Source organism: Motiliproteus sp. MSK22-1, assembly GCF_001968815.1.
In the GTDB taxonomy this organism is placed as follows: domain Bacteria; phylum Pseudomonadota; class Gammaproteobacteria; order Pseudomonadales; family Balneatricaceae; genus Motiliproteus.
On sequence record NZ_MIEQ01000096.1, the window covers coordinates 79,033 to 105,454 of the forward strand.

Annotated in this window: 22 protein-coding genes; 9 read left to right on the forward strand and 13 right to left on the reverse strand. The window is 45.0% G+C overall.

Features of this window, described 5'->3' with window-relative positions:
• Positions 1-75: 75 nt before the first annotated feature.
• The 3 genes from BGP75_RS24060 to BGP75_RS24070 are packed head-to-tail and all read left to right on the forward strand — an operon-like array spanning position 76 to position 5,801.
• On the forward strand, positions 76-1,551 hold the full coding sequence (locus tag BGP75_RS24060; protein WP_076721456.1) for a Wadjet anti-phage system protein JetA family protein: 1,476 nt from the start codon (positions 76-78) through the stop codon (positions 1,549-1,551).
• Complete coding sequence (locus tag BGP75_RS24065) at positions 1,541-2,371, forward strand: DUF4194 domain-containing protein (protein WP_076721457.1); 831 nt, start codon at positions 1,541-1,543, stop codon at positions 2,369-2,371. Before BGP75_RS24060 ends, BGP75_RS24065 begins: the two co-directional genes overlap by 11 nt.
• Entirely contained in the window at positions 2,355-5,801 is a 3,447-nt protein-coding gene (locus tag BGP75_RS24070; RefSeq protein ID WP_076721458.1) for an SbcC/MukB-like Walker B domain-containing protein, read from the forward strand. The genes BGP75_RS24065 and BGP75_RS24070 overlap by 17 nt, the downstream gene beginning before the upstream one ends.
• Before the next feature lie 131 nt (positions 5,802-5,932).
• Here the strand turns inward: BGP75_RS24070 and BGP75_RS24075 are convergent, their stop codons facing one another.
• Positions 5,933-6,295 carry a phasin family protein gene (locus BGP75_RS24075; RefSeq protein ID WP_076721459.1) on the reverse strand — a complete coding sequence of 121 codons (363 nt, stop codon included), beginning with the start codon at positions 6,293-6,295 and terminating at the stop codon, positions 5,933-5,935.
• 930 nt (positions 6,296-7,225) lie between these two features.
• Between BGP75_RS24075 and BGP75_RS24080 the strand changes: the two genes are divergently transcribed.
• Together BGP75_RS24080 and BGP75_RS24085 are read left to right on the forward strand one after the other, a co-directional pair.
• Positions 7,226-7,570, forward strand: a complete 345-nt coding sequence (locus BGP75_RS24080) for a hypothetical protein (RefSeq protein ID WP_076721460.1) — start codon at positions 7,226-7,228, stop codon at positions 7,568-7,570.
• A gap of 231 nt (positions 7,571-7,801) precedes the next feature.
• On the forward strand, positions 7,802-9,019 hold the full coding sequence (locus BGP75_RS24085; protein WP_076721461.1) for a hypothetical protein: 1,218 nt from the start codon (positions 7,802-7,804) through the stop codon (positions 9,017-9,019).
• Between the two features lie 387 nt (positions 9,020-9,406).
• On the opposite strand, the gene BGP75_RS24090 is transcribed toward BGP75_RS24085, so the two are convergent.
• The 4 genes from BGP75_RS24090 to BGP75_RS24105 all read right to left on the reverse strand — a co-directional run bounded on the left by BGP75_RS24090 (position 9,407) and on the right by BGP75_RS24105 (position 12,165).
• Positions 9,407-10,168 carry an ABC transporter substrate-binding protein gene (locus tag BGP75_RS24090; protein WP_076721462.1) on the reverse strand — a complete coding sequence of 254 codons (762 nt, stop codon included), beginning with the start codon at positions 10,166-10,168 and terminating at the stop codon, positions 9,407-9,409.
• 305 nt (positions 10,169-10,473) lie between these two features.
• Complete coding sequence (locus BGP75_RS24095) at positions 10,474-11,451, reverse strand: AAA family ATPase (protein ID WP_076721463.1); 978 nt, start codon at positions 11,449-11,451, stop codon at positions 10,474-10,476.
• The gene (locus BGP75_RS24100) at positions 11,448-11,765 is read right to left on the reverse strand and encodes a hypothetical protein (RefSeq protein ID WP_076721464.1); all 318 of its coding nucleotides are present in this window, start codon (positions 11,763-11,765) and stop codon (positions 11,448-11,450) included. The genes BGP75_RS24095 and BGP75_RS24100 overlap by 4 nt, the downstream gene beginning before the upstream one ends.
• Entirely contained in the window at positions 11,758-12,165 is a 408-nt protein-coding gene (locus BGP75_RS24105; RefSeq protein ID WP_076721465.1) for a hypothetical protein, read from the reverse strand. Before BGP75_RS24105 ends, BGP75_RS24100 begins: the two co-directional genes overlap by 8 nt.
• Before the next feature lie 479 nt (positions 12,166-12,644).
• On the opposite strand from BGP75_RS24105, the gene BGP75_RS24110 reads away from it, so the two are divergent.
• Entirely contained in the window at positions 12,645-13,349 is a 705-nt protein-coding gene (locus tag BGP75_RS24110; RefSeq protein WP_076721466.1) for a nitroreductase family protein, read from the forward strand.
• A 117-nt stretch (positions 13,350-13,466) separates the two neighbouring features.
• On the opposite strand, the gene BGP75_RS24115 is transcribed toward BGP75_RS24110, so the two are convergent.
• The 3 genes from BGP75_RS24115 to BGP75_RS24125 form a co-directional block, all read right to left on the reverse strand.
• Entirely contained in the window at positions 13,467-14,054 is a 588-nt protein-coding gene (locus tag BGP75_RS24115; protein WP_076721467.1) for a MarR family winged helix-turn-helix transcriptional regulator, read from the reverse strand.
• Positions 14,055-14,212: 158 nt separating this feature from the next.
• On the reverse strand, positions 14,213-14,749 hold the full coding sequence (locus BGP75_RS24120; RefSeq protein WP_083705025.1) for a DUF192 domain-containing protein: 537 nt from the start codon (positions 14,747-14,749) through the stop codon (positions 14,213-14,215).
• A gap of 113 nt (positions 14,750-14,862) precedes the next feature.
• Positions 14,863-15,987 carry a PLP-dependent aspartate aminotransferase family protein gene (locus BGP75_RS24125; RefSeq protein WP_076721468.1) on the reverse strand — a complete coding sequence of 375 codons (1,125 nt, stop codon included), beginning with the start codon at positions 15,985-15,987 and terminating at the stop codon, positions 14,863-14,865.
• Between the two features lie 284 nt (positions 15,988-16,271).
• Between BGP75_RS24125 and BGP75_RS24130 the strand changes: the two genes are divergently transcribed.
• Both BGP75_RS24130 and BGP75_RS24135 read left to right on the forward strand, forming a co-directional pair.
• Positions 16,272-17,318, forward strand: a complete 1,047-nt coding sequence (locus tag BGP75_RS24130) for a DUF2333 family protein (RefSeq protein ID WP_083705026.1) — start codon at positions 16,272-16,274, stop codon at positions 17,316-17,318.
• Positions 17,319-17,854: 536 nt separating this feature from the next.
• Positions 17,855-18,709: a helix-turn-helix transcriptional regulator gene (locus tag BGP75_RS24135; RefSeq protein WP_158070169.1), complete on the forward strand. Its 855-nt coding sequence runs from the start codon at positions 17,855-17,857 to the stop codon at positions 18,707-18,709.
• Positions 18,710-18,905: 196 nt separating this feature from the next.
• Here BGP75_RS24135 and leuA read toward each other — a convergent pair whose 3' ends face one another.
• From leuA to BGP75_RS24165, 5 genes are all read right to left on the reverse strand, one after another.
• A complete protein-coding gene (leuA, locus tag BGP75_RS24140) occupies positions 18,906-20,585 on the reverse strand; it encodes a 2-isopropylmalate synthase (RefSeq protein ID WP_076721469.1) in 1,680 nt (559 codons plus the stop codon).
• A gap of 534 nt (positions 20,586-21,119) precedes the next feature.
• A complete protein-coding gene (locus tag BGP75_RS24145; protein WP_076721470.1) occupies positions 21,120-21,440 on the reverse strand; it encodes an SCP2 sterol-binding domain-containing protein in 321 nt (106 codons plus the stop codon).
• Between the two features lie 321 nt (positions 21,441-21,761).
• Positions 21,762-22,745 (reverse strand): sensor domain-containing diguanylate cyclase, encoded by a 984-nt coding sequence (locus tag BGP75_RS24155; protein WP_076721472.1) that lies wholly within the window; start codon positions 22,743-22,745, stop codon positions 21,762-21,764.
• 6 nt (positions 22,746-22,751) lie between these two features.
• The gene (locus BGP75_RS24160; protein WP_076721473.1) at positions 22,752-23,753 is read right to left on the reverse strand and encodes a response regulator; all 1,002 of its coding nucleotides are present in this window, start codon (positions 23,751-23,753) and stop codon (positions 22,752-22,754) included.
• 236 nt (positions 23,754-23,989) lie between these two features.
• The gene (locus BGP75_RS24165) at positions 23,990-25,003 is read right to left on the reverse strand and encodes a hypothetical protein (RefSeq protein WP_076721474.1); all 1,014 of its coding nucleotides are present in this window, start codon (positions 25,001-25,003) and stop codon (positions 23,990-23,992) included.
• Between the two features lie 452 nt (positions 25,004-25,455).
• Between BGP75_RS24165 and BGP75_RS24175 the strand changes: the two genes are divergently transcribed.
• On the forward strand, positions 25,456-26,370 hold the full coding sequence (locus BGP75_RS24175; protein WP_076721476.1) for a response regulator: 915 nt from the start codon (positions 25,456-25,458) through the stop codon (positions 26,368-26,370).
• Positions 26,371-26,422 lie beyond the last annotated feature (52 nt).

Below are 26,422 nucleotides of genomic sequence, written 5' to 3' on the forward strand. Positions count from 1 at the left end.
CAACAGGCTTCTTGCGTTTAGATTCTTAACACTGCATAGCTCGACTCTCTTCTGCAACTCTCGATAGGAAATTTCATGCTTTTCAATAAGCTTCCTGATGATCTGTTTCTGCCATTATCAGGTCAGAACCGGTTTATCTATCAAGCGGTATTGGTGGAGCTGGCAGATCTGTTCTTCGATGAAGACCTGATTGACCCTTTTGTTCCCAAAGATCTGGTGCGCTCTACGATTGAAGAAGCGGTGATTAAACATGGTATTCGTACCTGGGCATTAGAAGTCGAAGACGATGAAGGGGAGCTTGAGCAAGAGGCACCCCGATCAACGGCAGAGTATGCCAACCGAATCTATCGCCGGTTAGTAAAAACAGGTTGGTTGGACGAAGAACAGCAGCTGTACCGCACCTACGTGTTAATGGCCCCGTCTATCAGTTATCTATTACGGACCCTGGTGCAGGTCGCCACTTTTCAAAAGAAAAGTTACGGTGGCGCTGTTCTGAATGTTCTTAGCTCTGTAGAGGCCGCCGTAAAGGATCCTCAAGAGCGCGGCCTGACTTTGCAGGAAGCTGCTCGAGCAGCAGCGGAATTCAGTGCCCATTTAACTGATATGCTACTTGGGTTGCGGGAATTGCGACAAACCTTTGCGGCCAGCAACAATCCTCAAGAGATTGTCAGAGGTTTTTTTGAACAGTTCGTTGAAGCTATATTGGTTTCTGATTATAAAACCCTGAAAACTCATAATAATCCGTTTCGTTTTCGAAGGCAGTTACTGGGGCAGTTGAAAGAGTTGCAGTTTGACGAGCACAAGTTATCTCTGTTAATTCAACATTATCAAGAAGTTCTGGAACTGAGTAACGCCGAAGCTGAAGCGAAGGTTCACCAGCATATCTCTCGGATTATCAGAATCTTTGAATCGGTGGATCAGCGACTGGGAGCTATTGATGATTTCCGCTTCAGATTGGAAAAACGTGTGGCAGATACTGTTCGTTACATGGATAAAACCACTCCGGGAATGAGCGCTCGTTTGTCCCGTCTGATCTCCAAGCTGTCGCAAATAGAAGAAGCTAAACTGCCGATGGCGGATACGTTGGAAAGCTTTGCATTTTTGTCATCCAGAAGTGTTCGTAGTGCACCACGCCGGCGTACACCACCCACATTGAGAGTCATTCAACAAAAAGTGATTGACCCGGAAGTGTTGCTGATGCGCCAACGCTTTAAAGAATATAAAGAGCGTCGTCAAATCAATAGCCTCAAGTTAGATGCCTATATAGAAAGGCACCTTAATGGGGCTAATGAAATCAGTGCTGATCAATTTCAGATCGGTACGGTAGAAGATTACATCTGTTTTAGTTATGTCCGTCATATTGGTTCTTTGGGAAACAAAGCCAAGGACATTCATGGCAAATATCAACTTCAGTTTGAAAACCGTTATGTCAATATTTGTGACATGGTGGAATGTCGGAGTTTTGTACTCCGTCGAAATCCTGAATTTACTTCGGCTCAAGGCAATCAAATGAATAACTCTGAAGTCAAGGGACGTCAGCATGCTCGGTGATCTCAAAAAAATCCTCAGCCGTTTTGAACAGGTAGACGAAGAAGACTTCACAATAGCGGCTAACAAGTTGCTGGTGAATCAGTTTCTTTATGCAGACAAGCCCTCTCATCGGCCGCACTATTTTCTGATCTCTACCCATGTGGAGTATTTTACTAATCTCTTTGCTGCAATTGGTTGGTCTCTGACTCATCAGCCTGATGAGTCTTTTGTGGGAATTATTCCAAAAGGAGAAGAGCGATATCTGCGCTTACGCCTGGATGAGTCGCTATTCCTTTTATGTTTGCGTCAGCAGTATGAAGAGCGACTCGAAAATTTTGATATCGACGGCGGGAAAGCTTTCATACAGTCAGATAATTTGCTGCAACTTTATGAAAACCTTACGGCCAAAGAGATTCCTAATGAAACGCGATTTAAGGAGATTTTATCGCTGTTTAGCCGTCACGGTATCGTTGAGCGGGGTAAGGCGCCGGAAACAGATCCCAAGAACATCCCATTAATGATCAACCCGTCAATTCGTCAGGTGGTTGTTGAAGATTGGGTACGGCAGTTGGAAGAGCTCAGTGATGATTCGGATGCCGCAGAAAATGATGCTGTGACGGAAGCTGAGCTGGAAGTACAAGACAGTGAATCAGTTGATGTTAATGATCAGCATAAGACCGTTTCTGGAACGACCAGCGGGCCTGGCTTCTCAGGGGAGACATCATCGGCAGAAATTACGCAGGATACTGCGGATAACGATGTTGAGTTGGAAGATCAGTCTGATAAATCAAAAAATCAGGCCAGTAAGTTAACGGAGGTTGCTGATGAAGCTGCTGAATAAAATCGTACTGGTTAATTGGTACGTCCTGGGGGCGGTAGAGATCCCTATTCGCGGTAACGTCGCGATCGTTGGTCCCAACGGTTCCGGTAAATCATCTTTGCTGGATGCAATACAGACTGTGTTAGTAGGCGGCAATAAGCGTTTTCTCAGTTTTAACGCCAGTGCCGGACAGAAAAGTGAACGTAGCTTGAGGACCTATTGCCTGGGGTTCCTGGATGATCATACGGCGGGTCGCGCCAAGTCGAGAGAGGATTCACTGACCTATCTGGCGATGGAGTTTAAAGATCAGGAAACCGGTGAATGCGACACCATTGGCCTGGCCATCAGCGCTTCGCTGGCTTCGCCGGAAGAAGATGTGGAAGGCCGTTTTATTTTGCCAGACACTTCGGTAACTCTTGATGATTTTACTGTTCAGGAAAAAGGCGGACGAATCCCTCGCCCCTGGTTGGAAGTGCGGGAGTCGCTACGCAAGAAATGTCCGCAGATGGTACTGGAAAAACGAGCCAGCCGGTTTATTCGAGAGGTGATGGCGCAACTGAGTCACGAAAAATCCGTACCTATTGACGAAGACAAGTTTCTCAAAAGTTTCCGTAATGCGATCAAGTTTACTCCTATCGATAGCCCGACACGCTTTGTCCGTGAATATGTTCTGGACCATAAACTGGTTCAAGTTGGGGACTTTCGTAAATCGCTGGAAGAATACCGGGCGATGGAGCAAAAAACTCAGGAAGTCGCCAATCGTATTGATGAGCTGGAAAAGGTGCAGGAGCTCTGTCTTGGGGTTCGTCGCAATGCCAAAAATGCTGGTGAATATGAATGGGTTGTTCATGAAACCCGCTTCGAAGAGGCTGATCTTAAAAAGGAAAGTCTTGAAGAAAAGCTGGAACAGGATAAGGAAAAGGAAAAAGCACTACAAACTGAGTCCGATAAGTTGGAGCAGGATCTTAATCGTCTGATACAACAGTTGGCCGACACTCGAGCTCAGATGAATAATTCTGATCATGCTAACCGGATCAAAGAGCTTGAGCTGAAAATTGATGCCAAGCAACATGAAATGAGTGTGGTGAAGGATAAGTTGTCCGGCATCTATAACCTGCTTCGATCCACCGTTGCGTTTGCCAAGCATGAAACCCTGCTGCCAAACAGTTTTATGGATGTAGTAAAGGAAGGGGTTGAGCTTTGGCGTCAGGGGGAGAACCTGTTGGGAGCTGCCTGGCCAGAAGATCCCATGAAGGTGGATAACTGCATGGAGCAACTGAAGAAACAAATTGATGGAGTGCGGTTGGATGTCGCCCGTCACTTTGAAAGCTCAGTTATCGACCTCAGTACCATGCGTCAGCGTTTGGAAGGGCATCAGGGAGCAATTGAACAGTTAAAACAGGGGCGAGCGCCTCTGAAACGTAACACCCGTGAGCTGATGTCTTTGCTTGAAGAGTATGGTATTGAATCTGTGCCTCTTTGTGAGCTTACCGAGGTTAATGATGATCGCTGGCGTACTGCTATTGAGAGTTTCCTTGGTGCGCGACGAGAGGCACTGATCGTTGATCCCAGTCAGGTTAAGGATGCCATAACGCTTTACCGTCGTCGTGCCCGACACTTGAAAGGCTGCCGGATTGTTAACACCACTAAAAGCGATCACTGGCTGGATCGGGCCAAACCGGGTTCCCTGTCCCAATATGTGGACTGTGATAATAGTGACGCTCAAGCCTATATTAACCGTGCGCTGGGTGGCGTTATGGCTGTGGAGACTGAGGTGGAGCTTCTGAAGCATGAACGGGCGTTGACTTATGACTGTATGTTACAGACCGAAGGCGCAACGACCTCTATTCATGAACAGGCACCGATGATGGGGAGTCGTCACCGGGAAAAGCAGTTGTTGCAGCAGGATCAGGACTTCGAGCATTTGCAAGCAAGGTTTTCTGAGCAAGAGCGAGAGCATAAGGCGATTGACGGTCTTAAGGATTCCCTGATTAAACTGACGGCAGGATTAACAGGAGTTACCGAAAGTACCTATAGTCTGCACAACAGCAGAGAAATGATGACTGCGGAACTGGAAGGGTACAAACAGGCTATTCAGGATATTCGTAATCAGGATGATACGGGTGTTCAGAAACGTCTGAGTGAACTGGTGGAAGAGCAAAGTAATATCCAGTCAGAGCATCAGAAGCTGGTAGAACAGTTGAAGAAAATCAGCACCAGTTTAATCAAGCGGGAAGCGACACTGGAAGTGCTGGAGCAGGAGCTGGAAGAGCACTCTGCTCAACGGACAAAGTGCGAGGATAAACCTGATTTTGATGCTCAGGCTGCTCAGGAAAAACGAGATTATCTGGAAGAATCCTGTGGTGCTGAGCTTGAGAGGATCATTTTCGATGCAGCCCGTAAGAGTCAGAATGAGCTGACACTGGTTGAAAAAAAGAAAAACTCTGTTCGGGATGCCGTCGCTCAGTATAAGGCTAAGTACCATGGCTCGGGTATGAGTCATCAACAGCTGGATAATATCTCACCGGAATCGAGTCATGCCGAATTGGAAGGTTTTGTTGGCACTACCGTACAGGCTCTTAAAGACACGGAGTTAGCCCATTACACCAAAAAAGCAGAGCGAGCCCGCATTGAAGCGGAAACCGCTTTCCGCTCTGATTTTGTTGCTCATCTCAATGATCAGATTGACAAGATTAAGGAGCTTATTCGCGAGCTTAATAATCATCTCAAGCACCGACCTTTCCATCAGGAAATGTACAGTTTTACCATGACTCCGAATCCGGAGCTAAAGGATGTGCTATCTCTGGTAGAGACCTTCTCTAAAGCTGATCAGGCGAATGCCGGGGGATTATTTGATTCTGCGTTGGATACTAGTTCCCCCCACCGAGAGGCTTTGGAGCGTATTCACGAAGTGCTTAAGGATGAAGGAGAGGCCAGTATTCTTCAGGACTACCGTAATTTCTACAATTTTGAACTGGTGATCAAGGACCTGGATGGCAACATAAAGACCAACCTGTCTCAGCGAATCAAGACCGGTTCCGGTGGTGAGCATCAGGTACCATTTTATGTAGCCATTGCAGCAGGTCTCGGTGCTACCTACCGTTTGAAGAGAGCCCCTGATGGTCGTCCTGTCGGTGGATTCAGCTTGAGTATGTTTGATGAGGCGTTTAATAAACTGGATGCTGAAAATACCCAGACATCACTTGGATTTATGAGAGACCTGGGATTGCAGACATTAATCGCCGCTCCAGATGACAAATATTCGCTGATGGCATCGGTAATGGATACCATTATTAACGTTTGTCGTGATGGCAGTGTCGTTGATCTGGATGTGGAGTTTCCGATGCCGAAGGGTAAGGAGTTGCTGGAGTCGGATAACCCTTATCGGTTAGCGAAGGAATCCAACTCGGTAGTAGAGCATGATCGAGAGGAAGAGGTGGAAGCTGTCTGATCGGGTTGAATGACTAAGTTCTCCAGGAGTCTCAGAACAGTTCTGCAAGGGTCTCAGAATAGTTCCAATCCCGGAATAGTACTTCAAGAGCGCCGCGTCCCTATCTCTGGGGACGCGGCTATCATCTAAACTTAATGAGCAGCCGGAGGAGGGCTAAATTGCTCTAAAAAATCTGAACCATTGGCATAGCTTTTTTCCAGCATATCGTTAATTGATTGCTGCGCATCACGGGCGGTAGCAATTTCCTGCTCGGCCATGTCACACCACTTGGTATCAACCTCTTTGACAAATTCTAACTGCTGCTCCACTGCGCTTTTAACATCTTTAATTTCGGTCAAGGCCTTAAACTGTCTGATGTTTGCTTCGAAGAGGTAATTTAGATAGTTAGATTGCAGCTCAGCAAATTTCTGAACGGCTTTAGTATTGATATCGGTGATATCCAGTAGTGGTTGAAATAGCTTTTGCCAATCTTCAGGTTGTTGTTTCTCTTTCATGATCCTTTCCTTGTGAGTAGAGGGAATTCTCTAATATCACTTGTGTAATTAGTTGTTTGATGGGACGTATACCACATCAAGATCTTGATCATCTTCCGTGAAATACCGCTGGGTCAGCATTACCCTTGACTCCTTTTTTGGTTCATCATTATTTGCCGGTCAATACCGGTGCTTCCAGTGTAGAACACATTTTTTGACCTGCAACTTTGGCAGGGCTATTTTGACAAATATTTTTGATGGGATGGTTTTGCAGCTGTTCTAAGGGGAGGTCAATCGGCAAACTAGAACCAGATTCGTTGTTCTCTTTTTGTTATGGATCTAAATAACAGCATTCTATAACAGGTTTTGTCCAGATTTAGGCCTATTAACTTACCTGTCATTTGACAGATGGGAAGCAGGCAAATATCCTATGCAGCTATCTGTGTTTGGCTAACATGCTGTTGAGTGATGGAATTGATAACCATGGATTTTGGGTTGTACGGAGTGTTGCCGTCTGATCATCTTTTTGTCCCGTTTTTCTCTTCTTTGTTTTCAGCTCCAGCAGGATTGTGCCACTTCTGCTGTGAAACCGGCCGAGTCGAGCAAGGTTGCGTTGGATCAAGCTAAGCCCATAAGCAGTCATCAAATTGCTAATCATCTATATAGATAATGGATTATAGAAATATGTGTAAATTTAAAAACTTGTTAAGCTACTTCGTGCCTTCTTTGGCAGCGATATCCTGTGGTAACTTAATGAACTTCTCTCAAGCTTATGCGGATCTCTTTACGAAGTGATTTCTCATGAAAACTTCGGCTATAAACAAGATGGTACTTATTTCTTAATTTCCTGAAGGGTTGGAATGTCAGTTATCAAGCATCAAATGGCTATATTGGCGATAGCTAATTAGGGATGTGTTTTTTAAAATTCACTGAATTTAAATAGGACGAACAATGAAAAAGTTATTTATGCTATTAGCGTCGATTTCCCTTTTTTTGGGTACGGCTCATGCTCATGCTTTATGGACGCAAGATCAAACCGTTGAATGGGTTAGGGCTTATAGTGCTACGGACGAAGTGTCATTTGTTAAGTTATCAAGCTCTGCTGTGTGGGAAGGTTGTGAAAATACCAGAAATACAAGGATCTATAAGCTGAAAGGGGTGGGAAACAGAGCTTTTTCGATACTGCTTTCAGCAGCTGTTTCTAAACAACCAATAAGAGTTGATGTGATAGGTCATGAGGCTTGCGAAGATAAGTTTGCTTTAATTAGTGAGGTTCAAGCTGGTTCCGGAGGTTAAAACTGAAAAATCTATAGTTTTACAAAGTTGGTTGTAATAGGCAGTTGTTTTTAGCAATCTTAAACTATGGTTTTTTATACGCCTAAGATTCTTTCTGAAAGAATAATTCATGTTTTATATAGAAAGAAAGATAGAAAAATAGATTTATATTAGCTACCCTCTAGCTGCCGTTAAACATGGTGGCTTGATTGAATATCAATAGAGTATTACCAGAACTTAGAGAAGGAATTTATGAAAAAATTAGTTTTGACCTTGTCACTTATTTTCTCATCAAACGCGATGGCTCTTGATGTGAAAAATACCCTTCAGTACACAGGTGAAGGAGTGCCCAATCCGGCTTACAATCAGAAAGTAAAAAACATTATGATTTTCCAGCCGATGGCATCAACCTGGTGGTACGATCTGGATGGTACCTATCATGAAGATCCCAACACAGGTGAGGATGTGCTTTGGGAAGCTGGAGCCTGGCCACCTAACTGGAATACCTGGGATCCACAGCCCGCGCCATATGTTCTCAATAATGCGCTTAAAAATCCACTGAGTTCTGATCTTGGACAACCTTCCAGCTGGCTTCAAGGTGATCGTGTTCCAAATTCAGCAGACCCTGATCAAAAAGGCTATGTGTTTAGAGATAAGGAAACCTACCTCAAGCAGATGGACTTGATCAAAGGGTTGGATGTTGATGTTTGGGGAAATCGGAATGGAAGTACAGCAATTGCCGTTTTTCTGGTTCCAGACAATGAAGCCAACTTTGGGTATGGTGCCTACTGGAAACCTTCCGGGCAATTCAGAAGACCGTTGTCACTTTTTTCTGAGGTGAAATGGGCCGCATGGAAAAAAGGGATACAAGTCGCTCCTTTTATTTCACTTAATCGGTTTGACTTAATCGATGAGACTCCAAAAGAAATTGATACTATACTGCCTGACTTGAAAGCTATTGTTGACTCCATCAAAGCCTCTGCTGATGCAGTAAGTCTGAGAACGGAAGATGGCAGGCTTATTGTTCTTATTGAAGGATTACCCGGTAGGACTCATTTACATGATGAAGGAAACGAAGGATACCGAGATGCCATTATCAATTATATGAAATCAGAAACAGGGGTTTTGTGGATTGATAACTTAACAAATGTTTGTGATTCCAATACTGCGAATATATATCGCTCAGCAGCGACACATGATCCAATTCAAGAGGGGGAAAAGAATAGCTGCCCAGGACGTTATTTATGGCATTACACTCACCGTAACGGGAAGAATAGAAATGATTTATCTACGGTTCCTATGTATCTTCAGGAACGTTGGTTAAACATTACACCTCATGATCCAGAGATGTATCCGGTTATTATTTCTCAGTGGAACGAGTATTCGGAGTGGAAAATGTTTGAACCTAATTCATTTGATGGGGATAGTGAATATCAATACCTTCGATGGAGATTTCATCAGCAGCCATAGTATTGCAAAAAATCCGATAACGTCCTAACAGGTAGGAACAGCATTCCAGAAAGGTTTACTCAAGTATTCCTTTCTGGTTTCTTGTTTTTAAAGACAGTGATGGGAAAGAGGTGTCAGTTTTATGTCTATAAAATTCTGTCATTCTTTCTTTAGTTATCTGATGTAAGTGTTTTTGTAATATGCTTTAAAGCTAGAGTAAATGTTAGAAAGTGTAAGCCTGAATGGAAGAAATCACCCTGTAAACTTCTTTTCTTGATAAATCAAAGGCTAATTGTTTCGCCGTTAACTCACGCGGAGAATATACTTTTACAGTACTTATTAAGTTCTATTGTTTTTTAATAATGTAGAGAGCGGTTTATATACAGCACTGTATAGGTGCCCTGTGAGTCACTGTGAGTAATACCCCGACAGCAGATCATCAACCATTTTCTCGTAGGTTCCATCTTCCCTAAGCGATTTTAGTCCGGTATTAAATATCGCCATGAGTTCCAGGGATCGTTTCCCAGCTTTAGGAAATAACAAAAAACCAGGGCGACTGGAGAGTGGGCGGGGGTGGTATGTGACCTGATGTATAACATTAGGGGCAAATTTGGTTCTGAGTAGTTCGAGTCCAGTGACTACATTGATCGGAAATATATCTATTCGGCCTCTAAGCAAGCGTCTGAAGTTTTGCTCATCATCATTAACTATCTCAAATTTGACCTTGCCTGCTTTCCGCGCGGACTCCAGTGCATCAGACGTATAATAACCTCGAGACAGACCAATGCGAAAGCCGTTAAGGTCATTCACTTCTTTCCAGTCAAAGTCTGGTAGAAGACCCTTTACATAGAAGAAGTGGAGGCGGCTTTCCAGTAATTCATCGCTGTAATAGTGATCCTTGGCTCGTTCATCGCTGTATGACCACCAGCTGGTGGCATCATAATCAGCGTTTTGGGTCTGTACCAGCGCGCGTTTCCAGGGTAAGAAGTCAAACTCTACTTCGTGTCCCTGGCGTGCAAAAGCTTCGCTCACCACGTGGCTTGCAAATCCTTGATGCTTTGAAGAGCTTGAGCAATAAGGAATGAATTCACCGGTTGCTATACGAATGGTTTCACCTTGGGACAGTGAAGGTAACATGAGTGCGATCAGGAACAACAAAATTTTGTTCATCGTTTATCCACTCCATCTGGCTACCTCGTAAGTATAGCCAAATCTGTAGGTTGAGAATTTTGCGATGCGTTCAGGGTTGCAGCTAAAAAGAGGAGGTATTCGAGAATACAACAGGCTGTTGACCAGTCGTTTGGTCAGGAGGCGATCAACACTGTACCAGATAACTACAGTGCTATTCCCGCAAATCATTGTCTTAGAATTCCCCGCGCTGTTGGCGACAATAGGGTGTTCTGACAGACAGGTCAGGGCTTGGAAGGAGGAGTCTGCATCATGACTTATCTACAACCATCGCTCTCCGGGGGCGTTTAAAAGGATGAAACGATGGTCTGAGAGTTAGGAGTCTTTTCACCGAGGGCTCCGCTATTCTTAGTGATTCTCCTAATCAGCTCTCGATAGTCTGCTGCTCCACGACCATCTGGCGCAAACTCAAAAATAGTTTTCCCAAAAGAAGGGCATCGTGCAAACTGTTCGTCATACTTAATGGGTTCACAAACTTTGTCACCGTACATGCTTTTCAGTTTTTCATAAATGTGCAGGGGTTGGTCTACTCGTGTATCCAGGAATGTTGGAAGAACAAAATCCAGACTGACTTGCTTGTACTTCTGTATGGCATGAAGGCTTTTGGTAAACTCGGCAAGGCCGTGTAATGACATGACTTCCAGTGAAACAGGAGTGAGCACTTCTGTCGCGTAAAAAAGAACGTTTACGGTGAGCTGGTCCCAGCCCGGGGAAGTATCGATAATTATATAGTCGAACTTCTTGTCTAAGGGTTCCATTGCTTCTGATAAGGCCCATTCGGCACCGAAGCTCTTCTTATCAATAATTCGTTTAACCCCCGCCAGAGAGCGTCCGCCACCTAACAACCATAGATTATTTCGTGCTGGAATGATGGATTCTTCTGGAGCAAGCTCACCCGTTAACAGTTCGGTTAGCCCGACATGGGTTTTCTTTCCCAGAGCAAAAGAAGACTGCCCTTGAGTGTCAGTGTCAACAAGGAGTACTTTGTAGCCCGCCATAGCGAGCCCTGCACTTAAATTGACAGAGGTGGTTGTTTTACCCACACCTCCTTTGCTTAAGGACACACATATCTTTCTCGCCCCTTGCTGGTTATCGGCAAGGCCAGGAGATTCTGTCTCCTGAGGACTGGCGGTGGTGGGAGATACGTATATTGGAAACTTGTGACTGCACGCTTTACATCGAACCAGAATTCTTCTGTTTTCAGTGACTTTGCCTGTATCCATTCGGTGCCGGCGAGAACACTTTGGGCATACTATAATCGTCATGATGAGTCCTTCTCTAGCTCTTTCATGATGGCATTCAGGGCAATCTCTCCCAGGTGTTTGACCGAAATACGGGTTTTCGGCTTAGGAGAAACCTTTATACGAACTCTTCCGCTCGTTTCCCAGACTTGGATAGTGAGTTTGTCATTCTCCGTTTTCCATGCTGAATCTGCTTCAGAGCTTTCCATATCAGCATCGAAAGGGTCGTTTAGATCACTGAATATCAAGCAATTGAGCTGTTCTACTTCTGGAATCTCGTCATCACTCGTGTCGCTCAGCAGCGAGCTCATGACATCAATTTCCGTCTCCTTAGTCATATTTGAACAACTCTTTCCGGAGATTATCTAGCACTTCACTTATTTCTTTCTCGGTAGAAGTATCAATGTTTATCCAGTTAATGCCGCATATCCATTCCCCATCATCATCCAGTGAGTAATGGATAATCTTTCCTTCTAGCTTCGAGAACACCTGTTTGTCTAGTATAAGCCGACAATCAGGTACGGTATCTTCTGCAGCAATCGAGGTTTCTGGTTCAACCGATATGCGCACACCTCTGCTGCTTACATCGAGGAGAGGGTATTGAATGTTATTGATGATGACTGAAAAGTTCATTCCCTCCCGTACGGGCATACGATAGAGGCCCCGTCCAACTTCTGCGGAAGCGGGCTCACTCGGTATTTCCTCGATTTCTAAATATTCTCCATTTTTCCTATTCATAGAAGACCTCTAAGAACAAAATGGCTTGCTGGTGGTTGACAAAACGCCTGTTGGAGCACCTGTTAAACAGGAGTCACCGTAAGAATATCGTGGTCATCTCTCAAGTATAGACCTTGCCTGGATATCAGCTATAGCGTCCACAGTTGTATCTGAATGTATTCACTGAAACACTAAAGCAAGCTTTCGTCAACTATATGTATTTGCGGGATGTTACTGCCGATATAAGAGCTGATGTAGATCAAAACTCTTTGGTTATCAAGATAGTTGCTGTAGTGATAATAATTCTCCTTAGTGTCCGCTGAAAAACGACAGTCACAGGGTTTGCTTAAGTAATCTGCCTTTGCTTTTGGCCCCGGAATTTTTCTGGACAGTGTCTATTTACAAGGACTGAATACAAAAAATAATATTGCAAATGCAATATTATTTTTTTACTCTTAACTTGGAATCCAGCTAATAAACCCGATCCAAAGGATGATGATATGTCGGCACAGCTTTCAACTCCCCTGAGCGATTATCAGGAATACCCGCCTGAAGAAATGGCGCGGCGCGCAGAGCACTTTTACCAACAGATAAAACGTCGGCACAGTATCAGGGATTTTTCGGGACGTGCCGTTGAACGCAGAATTATTGAGAGCTGTATCCGCTCCGCTGCTACAGCTCCTAGTGGTGCTAATCATCAACCATGGCATTTTGTTGCTATTTCAGATCCGGCCGTTAAAAAGGAAATACGAGAGAAGGCTGAGTATGAAGAGCAGCAATTCTATGGCGGACGTGCCGGGGAGGAGTGGCTGGATGCGCTTAAGCCCCTGGGGACCAATGAACAAAAGCCTTTTTTGGAAACCGCTCCTTGGTTAATAGCTATCTTTGCCCAAACTGTCGGCACTGTCGATTCAACACCTGTAGAATCGACAATAGAAAGGGAGTTAAAAACTCGGAAAAATTATTATGTCAGAGAGTCTGTCGGTATTGCTACCGGTTTTCTGATCGATGCGTTGCATCATGCAGGGCTGGTGACTCTTACCCATACGCCTAAGCCGATGCTGTTTCTAAACGATATATGTCAGCGTGATAAGAGCGAGCGCCCCTATATCTTGATGGTTGTTGGCTATCCGGCTGAAGGTGCGACAATACCGATCCATGCAACCAAGAAGAAGCCGCTGGAAGATATTTCAACTTTTATCTAGGTTGCCGCCTGGAACAGCACCAACCAGATTTGGCCACTCTTCACCCAGATAATGACTGCTTAGCCCATTGGTAATGAAAGCGGTCTCCGACTGCATAAACAACGGCACCGGAAACAGTTATCGAGGGCCGCAAGTGCTCTTTTTACGCCAGCGGATCAGTTCTTTCTGGTCTGCGGGTAGAGAGCTACCTTGTTGTTGTCGGTCGTATGCCTGGTCCGCTAGCCATTGTTCAGCCCGGTCTTCGAGCAGGGACAGCATACGAAGAAATTCAGCGGTTTCTTCAGTGCTTAGTGCTTCTCCCAGCGTGGTCGCGCGTTGATCTATTTGTTCGCCTATTTTCGTATAAACCTTCTCGCCTTTTTCTGTCAGTACTAACAGTTTGACACGACGGTTGGTTAAGGATTCTTCAAATGTCAGATATCCCTGTTTATGCAGAGCTGATACAGCACGACTGACGGTGTATGAATCTATACGGGTTTGGTAGGCTATATCAGCTGAAGTGATGGGCATATAAGAGCCAACATTCAACAGAATTCGCAGTTCACGAGGGGCCAGGTTGCTACAACTGCGAATGGATAGATCCCTGTCCAGCATCAGAAGATTGCTGACAACTGCAATTCTGAAGGGGAGGTGCCGATACAGGTCCAGCGGATTGCTCAAGCGCTCTGTTAACCTGAAGACATGCTGACGTGGTGACTCTGTCATTTATAGGAAGCTTCCATTGTTTTGAGGGATCGGCAGAGATAGAGATTATGCCATACCCGCCTTCCGGTTTTTGAATTCTTGCTACAGGATGTCAGTTCAGCAGTGCTTCTGTATGTCAGTGTAATGGTATTGTCAGACTCTTTAGTGTGATTGCACTGTTAAGATTGATGTATTAGTTGATGCTGTACCTGATCACCTGTTTTTATCTTCAGAAGATCTGTGAGCCCTGATTTTATCTCCAGTACCGCTTGAACCTCATTGCCTGAGGGAATTAATTCCAGGGAATGAGGTTGAGTATTTTTTGCAACACGAATAATGTTCCCATCAGGACCAATAAAAATAATATCCAGAGCGATGTAGGTGTTTTTCATCCACATATTAACGTTGCGTGGAGGTTGATAGAGAAACAACATTCCCTGGTCAGCTGCGAGGTTTTTTCGATGCATGAGTCCAACAGATCGCTCCGCCTCGTTACCTGCAACCTCTATCTGGAAGTAATGGGAGTTTATTCCAGACTGGATAATAAGAGGGTTTTGATGGGTGAGAGTTTCCTGAGTTGTTTCCAGTGGCGAACCCGAAACCTGGAGTAATTGCAACGGCTGTGCTTCCGGGGTTTTGGTGTATTGAAAACCTAATACAGATAGCAGCACGAAAAGAAGCGATACTGATCCGAACCCTAAGAATGTCTTTTTCACATTTCAACCGTAACCAGATAATTGTCTCGGAATATTGTAACCCTGTTCCCTGAAGATATTCAGGTGCGGGTGTTTAGTTGGACCAGATTCAGCTGACTGATCAAGTTGCTTACCTAATTCAGCGCCTGGGCAATATCTTGCTGTAAATCTTCGATATCTTCTATTCCTACTGATAATCGCAGTATCGCGTCTGTGATGCCTATTGCTTCCCGTTGATCCTGACTCATTTTAAGGTGCGAGGTTGCTGCGGGGGAACAAATGGTGCTTTCTATCCCCCCAAGACTCAGGGCAGGACTAATTAGCTTTAACTTTTTTAGGAATATCTCTGGGCTGATATCCGCAGCTAATTCAAATGCCAGCATCCCTCCGAAACCATGCATCTGCGATTTCGCGATGGAGTGATACGGACTGGATTCCAATCCCGGATAAAATACTTTGGAAACTCCGCTAAGCGTTTCCAGATATTTGGCCAGTGATAATGCATTCGAGCATTGTCGCTCCACCCGAAGGGAGAGTGTTTTTAAGCTGCGCTCTAACAGTGAGCAGCTGTTTGAGTCCATGCTTCCACCAAAATTGACAGCAGTCTGGTGCAGCTGGGTAATATAAGATTGGTTGCTGGCGACCACTCCACAGCAGAGATCACTGTGACCGGCAAGATACTTGGTTCCACTGTGTAATACGATATCAACCCCCAGGTTTAATGGGTTCTGGTTGATCGGTGAAGCGAAGGTGTTATCAATAACCGTGGTTATTCCTTTCTTGATAGCTACACCGGTAATTCGTCTGATGTCTACTATTGTCAATAGGGGGTTGGTTGGAGATTCCAGATAAATTACCCGAGTATTCTTGTTGATGGCTTCTATAACTGCGTCTGCATGAGTAGCTGTTAGAGTGTAATCTATATTTTGTCGAGAGAACTCTTTTGCTACCAGATTAAAGGTGCCGCCGTACAGTTCATTCTGCAATACGATGTGGTCTCCACTTTTTAGTAATGAGAGCAGGGTGGTGGATATGGCAGCCATGCCTGAGGAGAAGACCATAGCGGCTTCTGCACCTTCCAGTGCCGCTAGTTTTGCCGCTACAGCCTCTTGATTAGGGGTGTTGAAATAGCGAGGGTAAGGCTGTTTCGGATTGTCCAGATAGTTATAAGCAGAAGAGGTAAATATTGGTGTGCTCAGTCCGCTGGTATTTGGATCCTGATATCCACCAGCATGAACACACAGGGTATTCTTTTTCATGGCTACAATTTCCCTTGTTTCTGTGGGCGTCAGTATGTTCATAAGGTTTGTGTAAATTCAACAGTCTTGAGCGAATATGATCAGAGTGTTGTGGAAGATTCCGGTAAATCATTGTTAAATTACAGGCAAAGAGCGCAAAATTTGAGTATCTGCTGTAATCAATACCCACAAATAAGTTAAGCTTGCCATGCGAGAAACGGCGTACCAGACTTTGTTGTTCTACGGCTTTGATTTGCGATGAGGTTGGTTGCGCATTATCAATATTGATTATTCGAGGAGTTCCCATGCAGGGGGTTTTAGCGGCGGTATTGGACGGGATTCAAGATGTTTGGGAGAGAATGCCGGGAGGAAGAATTTTTCAGGGCGTTGTTGGATTGGTATTGTTGTTTTTATTGATATCTATTCCCGTGGGAGGGTATTGGAGTATCACTCCCGACCAGTTTGATCCCGTTGAAGAAGCAAAGCTTGATGCAGAGCGAAAAGGGGAAACAGTAGCGGTTGGGTACACCACTGCATTTGCACTACACCGAGTGATTGATACCCTGTTGAGTAAGCCTGGAGGCTATATTCGTAATGATAAAGGGGCTCCGGGTATCTGGTTGGATAATATATCCAATTGGGAATATGGCGCTCTGGTTCAGAGCCGGGATCTAAGTCAGGCACTACGTAAGGACTTTAGTCGCTCCCAGTCCCAGTCTGTTGAGGTGCCAGCGCTAGCAGAAGCCGAGCCAAAGTTTAATTTTGATGCCAGTAGCTGGATTCTGCCTTCGTCTGAATCACAGTATAAGACGGGTTTGAAAGAACTTGGTAAATATCGATCCGCCTTGGGAGATCCTTCAGCGAAGAACTCTCAGTTTTTTACTCGGGCTGATAATTTAAATAACTGGTTGGGAAATGTTCAGACGCGTCTTGGTAGTTTTTCTCAGCGTTTGAGCGCCAGTGTCGGGCAACGTCGTATCAATACAGATTTGGCGGGCGAGCCAGATGCCAGCCAATCCACTGTTACCAGTGATGAGACTGAAGTACAAACAGCCTGGCTAGAGGTTGATGATGTTTTTTACGAGGCTCGGGGAGCCGCTTGGGCAATTTTGCATTTTCTCAAAGCCGTCGAGCAGGACTTTGGACCAGTATTGGATAAGAAGAATGCGCGTGTTAGTTTGCGACAAATTATCCGGGAGTTGGAGTCTACTCAGGATACTGTTTGGAGTCCTGCCATCATGAATGGCGGAGGTTTTGGACTTTTTGCCAATCACTCTCTGGTGATGGCGAATTATATATCCCGTGCGAATGCCGCGATTATCGATCTGCGGGAATTGCTGGATAAGGGGTAATAGCACCGTAAGTGCACTTTTGCCGCGAATAAGGGAGGTTTAGCACCTCCCTTTTTTTATGTAAGGGGTAGAAAAATTATCAACAAATCCTGTGTATAACTCTGTGAATTAAGCTTGTGTAAGAAGCGCTAGGCCGCAGAATGACAGGGGTTTTAACAGTTCGTTCATAAAACAAGCTCAAATAAAAATAAATCCTTTAATAACAATAAGATAAAATTTTCAATAGTGTCTCTATAGAAATTATCATTGAAATCCAGTGGAAATATAGGTAGCCCTGAGCAAGTTTTGTGTCTCTGTGTATAAGTTAAAAATTTGGCTAAATGTCAATAAGTTTTTGAGTGTTTTTTTACAGTCACTGATGGAATTTATGAATGACCTGCTAATGCTGAAGACCCCTTGTCATCTACAGATGGTTTAGCATGATCTTGCGGTTGACTGATGGGCCGCTCTTGCGGCCTTTGCTCAGAGGCGTTAGTCTTTTTTCTATGGTTAATTCAATACACTCAAACAGTCCTGTTGCTTTTCAGGAATCCAAGATGGACCGCCTTCGAGAGGTTCTGATGCCCGAGGGGCTGCAGTTAGTCCAATACCGCAAGGGTAAGGAGCAGGTGTTCTATGAAAATGACCAACTGCATACTTTCAGCCTTTATTTAAAAGGTGGGTTCGAGACCTATCGAACAGATATTCAAGCTCCGAAAGGTGGACCTGGGCGATTCTGCACAATGCCGGAAGACTCCTATTCTGCTTGGGAGGTCGGTAGTGAGCAGCAGTTTCTTCATCTCTATTTTGATGATGGTTTTTTAAAGCGTCTCGCATTGAAAACATTTGATATTGACCCTCGTCTGCTGTCATTACCACAACTGACGTTTGTGAAAGAAGGTTTTGTTGATGATCTTATCCGGCAAGGGCTGTTGGCTTTGGATTGGCATCTGCCGGAAAATAATTTGGCGTTAGAGCAGATTTGCCAAAACCTTCTGGTTGGTTTGATTGAACATTCGTGTAGCTACAAATCAAAGAGTTCGCCACTGACTTCCGGCTTATCTCCGATCGTACGTAAAAGGGTGGTGGAATTTGTTGAAACTCATTATTCCAGGCAGATTAAGCTTTCGGAGCTGGCTGGTTTGTCAGGGATGAGCGAGTACCACTTCTGTAGAATGTTTAAAGTGAGCATGGCAGAGACGCCGCAACAATTTATTACAAGGGTCAGGATTGAAAGGGCCAGGCAGTTGATTGCCGAGGGGGCTGGGTGTCGTATTGGGCAGCCGCCTGTGGGGTTGCTTGCCGAAGTGTCTCAAGCCTGTGGCTATTCAAATCAAAGCCACTTTGGCCGATTTTTTAAGAAACAAATGGGAGTGACGCCAGGACAGTATCTTCGCAGTTGCCAACCTTAGTGCCCTCTGCATTATGAGTGAAAGGGGCTGGTGTGAGTTAACAGCAGCTTGCTCTTTCGACTGGCTGAGCAAGGTTTTGGATGCCCTGGCTTACTGATGCCTTCAGTGTGCTTGTATTGTTATTTCGTTAACGTATACGCCCACACTGAAGGTTTTTAAGGTTTAAGTTGCCAGTCAGGTTCAAGTCACTAAAAGGTTAAGCCGCGAAAGAGAATCCATCCATCGACGCTGTCATAACCGCATGGGTGATAGAGGCCAATGAAGCCATAATGATGTCTTCACTGATTGCGACACCGCTGTAGCGTCTACCATTGAGATTGAGCTGTACATAGCAAATGGCCTTGGCACCAACTTCGTGACTTAGTGCGTGTTCACTGTATTCAACCAGTACTACTGGTTCGGACAATATATGGTTGAGGCCATCGACAAATGCTTCTACCGCACCATTGCCCGATCCTGTGATGGTGATAGGTTTGCCCTGCCAGAGTAACTCTGCTGTCAGTTGTTCTTTGTTGTGCTGGCGAGAAATCTGGTAGCTGGATATCTGGTGCGAATGCTCCTTTCCGGATTGCAAATACTGTTGTTGGAACAGTTCCCAGATTTCTTGTCCATTCAGTTCAGTCTCTGAGTTTTCAGTTTCTTTCTGTACGACAGCACTAAACTCTACCTGCAACCAGCGGGGTATCTGGACCTGATGCTCGCGTTCCAAAACGTAGGCGATGCCCCCCTTTCCTGATTGGCTGTTTATTCGTATGACTGCCTGATAGTCTCGGCCCAGATCGGCAGGATCAATAGGCAAATAGGCTACATCCCACCGGCTTCCTGGGGTGTATTGGGACAAGCACTTACGAATTGCATCCTGGTGACTGCCTGAGAAGGCAGTAAACACCAATTCTCCTGCATAGGGATGACGAGGGTGTACAGGGAGCTGAGTGCAGTCTTTTACGCACTCGACGATTCGATCCATATCGGCCAGATTTAACTCAGCGTCAACACCCTGGCTGTATAGATTCATGGCCATGGTTACGATATCCATATTCCCTGTGCGCTCTCCATTGCCCAAAAGAGTGCCTTCAATTCGGTCCGCTCCTGCCATTATGCCAAGCTCTGCAGAGGCGATGGCACAGCCTCGATCATTATGGGTATGAAGACTGATGATCAGTGCGTCACGATTAGATACGTGATCGATAAACCATTCAATCTGATCAGCAAATATATTCGGGGTCGACATCTCTACGGTGGCGGGTAAGTTAATAATGACCTTTTTTTCCGCTGTCGGTTTCCAAACAGCATTGACTGCATCAACGACCCCCACTGCATAGTCCAGTTCGGTACCAGTAAAGCTCTCTGGAGAGTATTGGAAAATCCACTCTGTTTCCGGGTAGCGATCTGCTTGTATTTTTACCAATTCAGCACCGTTTACGGCAATTTGCTTAATGCCCTCTCTGCTTTTGCCGAAAACCTGCTGGCGCTGGACTCTGGACGTTGAGTTATAAAGGTGAACAATGGCTTGCTTTACCCCCTTGAGAGATTCAAATGTCCTACTGATCAACTCTTCTCTTGCCTGGGTCAGCACCTGAATCGTAACATCGGCTGGGATCATCTCATCTTCAATTAAGCAGCGGACAAAATCATAGTCTGGTTGTGATGCCGCAGGAAAGCCGACTTCGATCTCCTTGAATCCCAGATCAAGCAACAATTTAAACATTTTGATTTTTTGAGTAACAGTCATTGGCTCTATTAGGGCCTGATTGCCGTCTCGAAGATCAACACTGCACCATTGTGGGGCCGTTGCAATAATTTGATCGGGCCAACGACGGTCAGTCTTATTGATTCGGGGGAAAGCTTGATATTTGGAAAAGTCAAAATGAGACATGGCACTGTACTCCGTTCCACCACTTCCGGGTGTCTTGTTTCAGCAGCTAACAGAGGTGTTATCACCCTGTTATCAAAGGACTGAATACGAATAAAAAGTTTTATCTTCGGGCTTGATATCGTGGCTAGAAGGTTTAGCTGCTGGGCACCACCGTGCTCATGGCCTAGCAGCTGCGGGATAGTCGCAGAAGGAGGGGGTAAAGCGTGATGTAATGGTTTGATTCAGTATCCATGGTGTAATTAAAACGACTCTTGAAGCTGATGAAGGCTTTGTTCATTGAATTAATCATTGCTGGAGTTAAGTGTACTGAAATGCGGGTAGTTGATGGCTGCAAAAAAGCAGTCTATCCCGAGTGTGCGTGAAGTTATTAGCTTATTTTTTTGTTATATGTAGCTTATAGCTGCATATATTGAGTGATAGTGAGCGTTACCTATATGCCAGCAGCTGCTTGCTGATTGCATGTTGTAAGGGGGAGGGGGTAATGATGGCCCTGATGAAGGGCCTTGGGACACGGGTATGTTTCTGGAGGCAGGTTTAACGCTTGAGAGGGAACAAATGAGGGAGGCGGGAGGCCAGCATCATATCCCCGCTAACTTTCAATTTGCCAAACATGAGCGCCTTCATGCCATCCAGTTCACCATTGGATAGTTTCTTAAGTGTGTCAAACTTCATTTTCATAGTCACAGAAGGGGATTCATGGATACCTTCCCCTAGCGTGCATTGGCCATTATTGATGTCAAAATGGAAGTGTTCACCTTCTTTCAGCTGGTACTGAAATACGGCTGTTAGATCAGTAGATGCTGATGGCTTGAACCGGCTTTCAAGATTTTCAAACAGTGCTCGTATTTGACTCATTTTAATACTCCAGAGAAACTGTGTTTGTTTAATGGGGCTGCCAGTGTTCAAAGGGCTACTGGCTACTAGGGTTAACAGGGCCACTAAATGGTTCTGTGTAAAGCCCCTTCAGATAGTGCCTCAGTCTTTTGGTTTTTGTGTGTTAACGCAATGGCCAAACTGAGCAACATTAGTGTTAAAAAAGCTCAGTTGATCGTGGAAAGACGGGTACAGGGTTTGGTGGGGTGTTTTTTTGTCTCCGGCCCCGGTCGTGGCCGGAGACAAAAAAATATGGGTGATATTTCTCTGCAACTCAGATAGTGAGGTAAGGGGCAGAGATTGTCAGTCTGCTAAATTTAAAGGGCAGTCAGCTACAGTCAGGCAATTTCGGCCATTGTTTTTCGACTGATAGAGAGCTTTATCGGCCAGCTGAAGCCAGTCTTCATAGCTTTCCATATGGCTGTCCGCTTCTGCAACACCCAGACTGATGGTGAATTTTATTTCATCTGCTTCGTAGCTGACGAGCCCTTCTTCTATGCGTCTTCTCAATCGTTCCGAAAAGTAGCGGGCTTGTGCTGCATCGGTATTAAGCAGAATGACCGCAAACTCCTCTCCACCATAACGGCCAACGACGTCAGTGGTACGAGCGACCTTTCTTACCCATCGGGAAACTTCCCGTATTACTTCATCACCAGCCTGATGCCCGTAGGTGTCATTGATTTTCTTAAAGTGATCAATGTCGAACATAACCAGAGAGGAAACCGCTCCGGTTCGTTTAAAGCGAGAAAACTCCTTATCGAGTTGTTCTTCCCAGTAGCCCCTGTTGAATAGTTGAGTGAGCCGATCGGTGCGGCTCAGATGCTCAAGTTCGGCGTTTACTTCTCGTAACTGGAGTTTGTTGATAGCGACGTCTGTTACGTCGTAAACAATCATGCAGACATGTTCGACCTCCCCGGTGGGGGCTGGCAAGGGAATGATAGTCATGTTTTGATACATAACAGGGCTCATACCCGTAAGTGGTCGGTTATTGTCAAATTCGAATACGTAAGGGCGCTGCTCCCAAGTGGTAAAAGCACGGTTATTAAGTTTTATTACCGTTTCAATTTTCCGCCTGAGCCAAACTTCCGGTAAGCAATCAAACAGACTGAAGAGAGACTGGTCTCTGACGTCTCCGGATCTCAAACCGCTGTGGTTTTCCATAAAACTGTTCCACAGTTTGACCTGGTAGTTTCGGTCCAATACTACCAACCCGGCATCGATGGACTGAAGCATTTCCATCTGCCAGTGAAACTCCGATATTTCTATTTCGATAGTGCTTGAGGTCATAGAAGGTTAACCAATATAAGCTGTGCGATTATGTAGCATCTGGATACTGTTTTCGCTGAATAGCAGCATCAGTGTACATTGGATGTCATGGTCTTCAATTCTATAGTCAAATTCTATTGCCAATGTCTTCTTCCACTGATGGGCTCCGTGGGCAAGAAGCTTATCAATATTGTCCTGGCTGTCCAGCACCGTTGGATGGCCACGACTAAAACGCAGATCCAGCTGTTCTTCGAATCCTTTTAAACTGGCTGAAATCAGAACGTTAGCCATATCCATGATAACTTCTATACGATCTTCCTCAGGGTTATAGTCATCATGGCCCATCATCTTTGCCAGTTCAGAAATGTTTCCATCATGGATCATTAAAAATGCTTCACCACTGATTCTTGAGCCAATGAAACCTTGGCAAACAGCAGACATTTCTTCACTATTTCCTATAGCGGCTACTGCCATTTGCAGCTCACTGGATTCGACTTCGTTGACCAACGGTATTGGCAGGACGACGAAGACTTCCAGAATATCGGCCAACAGACTGGCGGCACGTCCCATCGCCACATTGGATATTTCTCCGATGCGATCAAGGGGATCGATATCTGAATCAGAGAGCCGTTCTTCGATATTGGCTTCTTCGGTTTCTTCATCCAGAGGATAACCGATATCCGGCAGCAGCTCTGTCAACGTTTCTTTGCTACAGGGCTTTTTGATGAAATCTCGAGCGCCTAGCGCTAAGACTCTTTTTTGAGCTTCGGCCTGAATGTCCCCGGATACCACAACGATATCGAACATTCTGTTTTCTTTATTAAGAGTTTCCAGAACCTCGTACCCATCCATCACAGGCATGGTAAGGTCTAAAAACATCAGGTCAAATTGACCTTTACGGATCGCTTCTACTGCTTCCTGGCCATTAGATGCGTATGTGATCGCAGCATTAAGACCTTCTGGAAGAGAGCGCGCCAGTACTTTTCGTGCTAAGCCCGAATCATCGCAAATCAGTACTTGAGTGGCCATTGGTACCTTTTATGTCTGTTGTTGTCCTATTTATAGTTTTTTTACTGCTGTATGTCGTTTTCTTTCAATCAATTACATGTATAGCCAAAGCGCAAATTTTGTAATTTCGCAAGCGTCCGGAGGCTTTTTTACCATTCTATTGTTATTCGACAATGAATACTATTGGTTCCAGACATTTGATCTAATTTGGTGAAAAACATAGGATTTATCAGTAACCCCGGCGTAACGCTTATGATCTATTTGTTGACTGCTTTGCTACCTTCTTGCGGCTGTGGCTCTGGAGTGAGTTGCTGATCCATGCTGACCACATGATCCTCCAGCATGGATAGCTCTTTTTTAGTCCGTTCCAGCTCCTGTTTGGCTTCTTCTGCTTCTGGAAGGGTTTCTACTAGATCAAGGTAATGGGATTCGATGAAATCTTTTTCACGAATGGTTCGCGCCAGAGACCTTTCCAGTTCCTGTATCTGTTCCAGTTTTTCGTCTTGCGCCCCTTCATGATCTGCCTGAGCATCCTGTAATTGAGCCTCAGCGTATTGATCGTCAAAATACATTTCTGAAGCAGGAGTTTCGACCTCTGGTGTGGAATTTTCAGTCGGGGAGAGGGAAGGCTGATTGTCAGCGGCAACTTTTTGCTGCAGCTCTTCAATAAGAGCCTGCTGCGTTTCGTAGACCATTTTGTGCTCTTCGGCTTGTCTGGCCAGTTGCTGATTCTGTTCTTTGAGCTGTTTGTGTCGTTGAATCAGCTTACGCACTTTGGTCACATCGGGGGCTTTTTCAGCGAGTTTGCCATCCAGAGTTTCAAGTTTCTGTTTGTTGGCTTCGAAATCTGCTTTCAGCTGAGCTATCAGTTCGTTGGAGTGTTTGGTCTGGCGGACTAAGGTTTCCATCTTGTCGTTGAAGGCGGGATCACTTTTTTCTGTTGGTGTCAGTGATTCACTCGATGGGTCTTTTTTAATTGTCTGTAACAGTGCGCTGAGTTGATTTTTAACACTATCTTTCAGCTCGGAAATGACCTTTGTTTTCTTCTCTAACCCAGAGCGGAGGTCAGCAACTATTCCTCGTTCTTCTTCCAGACCCTCGGCACTGCTCAAGCGAGCTTCATCTTCTTCGGTCAGTTCCTCCTGGTCGTCATCAGTATCGAGGGTGACGTCTTTTGCATTTTTGCCACGTAGCAAATAATAGATAACACCCGCACAAGCGACAGTAATCAGAACTGTTATTACGATAAAACCCAGCAATTTAGCTGACACGGCGGTATTCCTGTTTCTAGTTATTATTTTTGAACTTTGCACCCATCAAACATTTCAGATGGAAAAATAGACAAACGTTTTATTTGTGCACCTATATAGCATCCCATAATAGTGACTACTGCGCAAAATGTGGCATACTCGGACGGTGAGTTTTATAAAACTGAGTTGTTTTGAGCAAAACTACAGTCTGTTGTTTTTTTGAGGACGTTTTGGACGTCAACCAGTGGCTCGGCTTTAAATGATTGCTGGTGCTGACTTGTTCAGAAACTGGGGTGCTTAAATGTTTAGTTGAAGTGCCGATAAGTAGTGTAAATAATAATAAAAGAACGGTCTTGGGTATGGTCGCTGATTTATCCGTTAGATTGGTTTCCCCATATGATGAAAGAAGAATGCTTTTTGTAAGTTCTGATCTTTTTGACCGTGCCTTGAGTAAGCCCGAAGGAGAGCTTTGATTGCGTATATTGATCGTCGATGACAGTCGTGCCATGCAGACCATCGTGCGCCGGGGGTTAGAAAAAGCCGGCTATCAGGATATGGAGATTCGGTTAGCTAATGATGGAATAGAAGCGCTTGATATTATTCGCGTATGGGAGCCGAATCTGGTGCTGTCTGATTGGCATATGCCGGGCATGACCGGTATGGAGCTATTGACTGAGCTTAATCGTCAGATGTTATCTATCAATGTCGGTTTTGTGACTACGGAAACGTCAAATAGCCGAATCAATCAGGCAATGAGCGCTGGAGCAAAGTTTTTTGTTCATAAGCCCTTTGATCTTGAAACTCTTCATAAGGCGATTGTCCCGTTTATTCCGAGCCAATCGGGACCACCGTCCAAGGAACAAGATGAAACTGAAGAGCAAGGCTCAAAACGGGATGCTATGGATATTGTGCTTCCCAATGCTTCTGCATATTCAAAAGTTGTCAATGGATTTACGAATCAGGAGATTTTTGTTGAGTCGATTGAACCTATTCCAATGTATGAAGATAATTTCCCCTATTTATTGGGGCTGTTTTCAGATGAAGCCCAGCAAGTTGTGAGAGCGGTATGCATTCTTGATATTCAATCAGCTTCAGTTATCGGTGGAGCGCTATTAGGCATGGATGGTGAATCTGTTCGTCGAATCATTGCCAGTAAATCCTTACCTAAAGAACTGATTGGCGCCTGTCAGCGAATGTATCGGGTTACCAGCGCTATTATGCGCAATCAATCGACGGGTCATGATCTTCATATGCTTAGCGCTAATCTGGTGACTCAGTCATTTCCAAAGCTGGAGCTGTTGTTTCAAAAGCCGGCCAGTCAGCGAGTAGATTTTGAAGTCGCGGTGTCTGGGTATGGGCAGGGTAACGTTACTATTGTTGCATCCTGACTAAACGTTGTGGTTAACGGGTCATTCGTTTAGCTGGGTGAAAGAGACCAGC